Source organism: Candidatus Phytoplasma bonamiae (genome assembly GCF_030586845.1).
GTDB classification, from domain to species: Bacteria; Bacillota_I; Bacilli_A; order Acholeplasmatales; family Acholeplasmataceae; genus Phytoplasma; species Phytoplasma bonamiae.
On sequence record NZ_JAOSIQ010000041.1, the window covers coordinates 1 to 3,565 of the forward strand.

Here is a 3,565-nt window from a genome sequence, read left to right on the forward strand (position 1 = left end):
TACTTCATCGTAACCCGCTTTTAAGAACTGCTGTAATTCTTGATAGTTTCCTTTCAAGAACCGTTCTTAGCCTGTCAGTGTTTATCGCACTGGTGATGGGTTAGTTCACTCGATATTTAGGCCTCTTGGGCGCCTAAACTAAAAATAATAGTAATTAAATTTATTATAAATTAAGATAAAATATGGATTAATTAAAAAAATTCTTTTTTATTGATTGTTAAAAAATAACTTTATAAACACACAATTTATCTAAAATCTTATTTTTTCTTAATATTATTCACTATTTTTAGCTAATAATAAATTATTACTGAATTTATTATATCATTTTTTTTATGTATATTTGTTTTTCAATTTTAAACTTTTCAAAGATATTGGAGAAAAAAAGTTATAAAAATAGAATAATTAAATTTAATAATAAATTTATTGAGTAGCTAATTAAAAAGTTTATATGTCTTTAAATAAAAAAGTACCTTTAAATTGATTTTTTTATTATGAATAAAATATTTTAAATTATTTCTTCAATAAATGAATTTCCATTAATAATCCTTTATTAACTACTAATATTAATGACTTTTTAATTACAATCTATAATTTTATAATAATAAATATAATATTTTTAACTATTAATTATATAAATTTTTATTTACTTTTTTTAATAATTTAAAAACTAAAAAAACATAAAATATATTATTAGTAATAACGGAAATCAGTATATATAGGAATAAATTATTCGAGTTTCAATTACCGAATTTATTTTTCTCTATTACAAATAGCTCCCTTCAAACCAGAAGAGCAAATTTTCAAAAATCTGAATTTCGGCTTGCGTTTTTATTTTTTTCGATAAACTTTATCATACTCTAAATTAGATTACTTTTTTAGGTTTTTCTTAATTAATCAGATTTTTCATCTACCTTATCAACACATTATAAATAGAGATGGATTAAAAGGTAAATGTTATTATCTCTCTTCTTTGGGAGTACGCTAAGGTAATAGGACAAATTGCTGTTTTTATCAGTATATTTACACCCTAACTTATCGTTTGTTATTTATTATGATTAATTTCAAATATTTAAAAATTATTTTTAATTAATGTAAATTTTTCATAAAATCATCTAACCATTTAGGCAAAGAAACATCTTTACGAGCAGAATTAAATTTGTTATTATTATTTTTTAATTCTTCTGTCAAATAATTGTAAGCCATTTCGGTAGAAATAATACCTCTTTTTAACCATGATTTTAAAACAGCATCACAATAATTATAAGAAAGCACAAAATTAAGCTCATGATATTTCTTTTTACAAATATACATCAATAAAGCGTTAATAACTCCGATATCTACATCTTTATGATTTTGAATTAACATAAATAAATCATGATTTAATTTTTTATGTATATTAATATTTTTACCAAAATTTTTAATAATATGAATAGGATGTGAACGTTTTAAACACAAAATCATTTCATTTTTTTCTTGTTGATTATTATTAACATCAATAATTTTAATATTTTTTTTAGCTTTTATATTTTGTTCATATAAATAATCTCTTAAAATATTTAAATTACTAATTCTATTATAATTATGACGAAAAAGTTTTTGATACAAAATAGCCATTTCTTTAGGTTGTAACATATAAACAAAACCTAAAGTCACGATATAATCAATATTTTCATCCTCTAATAAAAAAGGTTTTTTAAAACGTTCAGATAAATTATTTAAAAACACTTCATAATCGAAAAATTTTTGAAATACTAACAAATGCTTAGTGCTATTTTTAACATTATCCAAATTAGAACATTTATATAAAGAAGCATGATCAATATTAATTTTATTAACTCCATACATATCTACAAAATTTTTACTAATATTTTGGAAATTTTTAGGTATTACAGGCAATTGAGTTAATAATAATTTTTGTAAACAATGATAATAATTACCAACTTCACTTAAAAAAAAATGACTCAATAAGGGATCGCTAAAAAATTTTTTAACCGAAACAGGGGAATGAATTATATAAATAATATCTTTATTATCATTAGAATAAGTTTCTAACAAACGGAGAGCTTCTAATTTATATTGATTAGATTGAAAAGTTTTTTGATCTATATTTAAAAAATCCAATAACATCTGATATGTAATATTAAAATTATTATAAACATTATTTTTACTTTCATTTAAAAAATATAAAGTATTATACAAAGAAATAGCAATAGTTCCAATGAGGGGTTGATATAATAAATTAATAACTTTATAATCTTCTAAAGTCAATTTGTCAACACAATAAATTTCAATTATCTTTGAATTAATCATTATTTGCGACCTTCCTTAAGGCTATACCATAATAAATGATAAAATATAAATTTACCCATGATTAAAATATAGCATAAAATATTTATGTCTATCTCAATTGACAAAAAGCACAAAAATAAGAACTACGACCATTAATTTTAATTTTTTGAATTAATTTGTTGCATCTAAAACACATTTGTTTATCTTTTTTATATACTAAAAGCTTTTTTTGAAAATTACCTTTAATTCCTAAGGATACGGATAGATTAATTGCGTTTTATGCAGCGATTTATCTTTGCTGTTTTATTTACAATCAGCCCCCGTCCAAACCGGACAAGCAAGTTTCCAAGCATCCGGCTTTCCATAATTTACTCTCTTTCGAGAACTAATTTCTCCTCACGGTTAATTAGCTATTTATTCCTATTGTTCTTATTCTTTCTGATATCATGTATTTGCTGATTGGTTATCTTCCGATGACAACTTTACACAATACCTTTGTTCTTTTATTCATGATACTTTGGTAATGCGCATTACGGACCGTACCAATGTAATGAAATTTGAAATTGGATTGTTTTGTCGCAACCCTCACAACGTTCCGCTTTTAGACGGTCAGTTAAATGGGTACGACTTTGGAATATAAATCTATTAATGGTAATGTCTGGATTTCCCTTATAATTACGCATTGTCTTAATTTTGTTCCAAGAGTAAACCTCCCATGGTTCGTATTGGGTTTTTCCTTTATTATAATAGGAAATACCCCAAGTTGAACCTATACTACATTTTTTTCGAACTCTAGCAATTGACGTTTTTGTTTCCTTGCCAGTGTTTTCAAACAGCTATATTCAGCTAGGTAATTTAGATGGGTTAGAACACTTAGATTGTTAGCTAAACAAAAGTCTTGGATAATTTCCTCGGAAGATTGTTTGATAGGTTCGAATTATTTCTAATTCGTCTCTTTCTGCTAATGTTTCGTCGTGTTTCACCTTTCCCTTTTTTAACCAATTATATTCATATCCATATTCTTCGGCTTTCGCTTGGGAAATTCTGACAAGAACTTTGCCATTTAAGGAATTCTTGGTAGTTTTCCTTTCCCGGGTTTTATTGGTAGGGTTAACCTTTATCATGTAGGATAGAAACCTCGTTCCTTTGTTGGCTTTAACAATTTTGGGCTTATCCTTACTAACAGTAAGGTTCAGGTCCTGCTTTAGCCATTGCGTTACTTGGTCTTTGATTCTTTCTGCCTGGTTATATTCGCCTTTAACACCAATGATAAAAT

Annotated in this window: 4 protein-coding genes and 1 pseudogene; all 5 read right to left on the minus strand. The window is 24.9% G+C overall.

The window, feature by feature from the left end; genetic code table 11:
* Positions 1 to 1,086: 1,086 nt before the first annotated feature.
* Positions 1,087 to 2,310: a DnaD domain protein gene (locus OC701_RS02470; protein ID WP_304514506.1), complete on the minus strand. Its 1,224-nt coding sequence runs from the start codon at positions 2,308 to 2,310 to the stop codon at positions 1,087 to 1,089.
* A gap of 88 nt (positions 2,311 to 2,398) precedes the next feature.
* Positions 2,399 to 2,485, minus strand: coding sequence for a zinc finger domain-containing protein (locus OC701_RS02675; protein ID WP_420887968.1), 87 nt, complete (start codon positions 2,483 to 2,485; stop codon positions 2,399 to 2,401).
* Positions 2,486 to 2,819: 334 nt separating this feature from the next.
* Positions 2,820 to 2,972 carry a hypothetical protein gene (locus OC701_RS02475; protein WP_304514507.1) on the minus strand — a complete coding sequence of 51 codons (153 nt, stop codon included), beginning with the start codon at positions 2,970 to 2,972 and terminating at the stop codon, positions 2,820 to 2,822.
* Between the two features lie 86 nt (positions 2,973 to 3,058).
* Positions 3,059 to 3,217: a group II intron reverse transcriptase/maturase gene (locus OC701_RS02480; RefSeq protein ID WP_320415511.1), complete on the minus strand. Its 159-nt coding sequence runs from the start codon at positions 3,215 to 3,217 to the stop codon at positions 3,059 to 3,061.
* Positions 3,171 to 3,565 (minus strand): annotated as a pseudogene (locus tag OC701_RS02485) (group II intron reverse transcriptase/maturase); the annotation flags it as partial. The gene OC701_RS02480 and the pseudogene OC701_RS02485, both read right to left, overlap by 47 nt.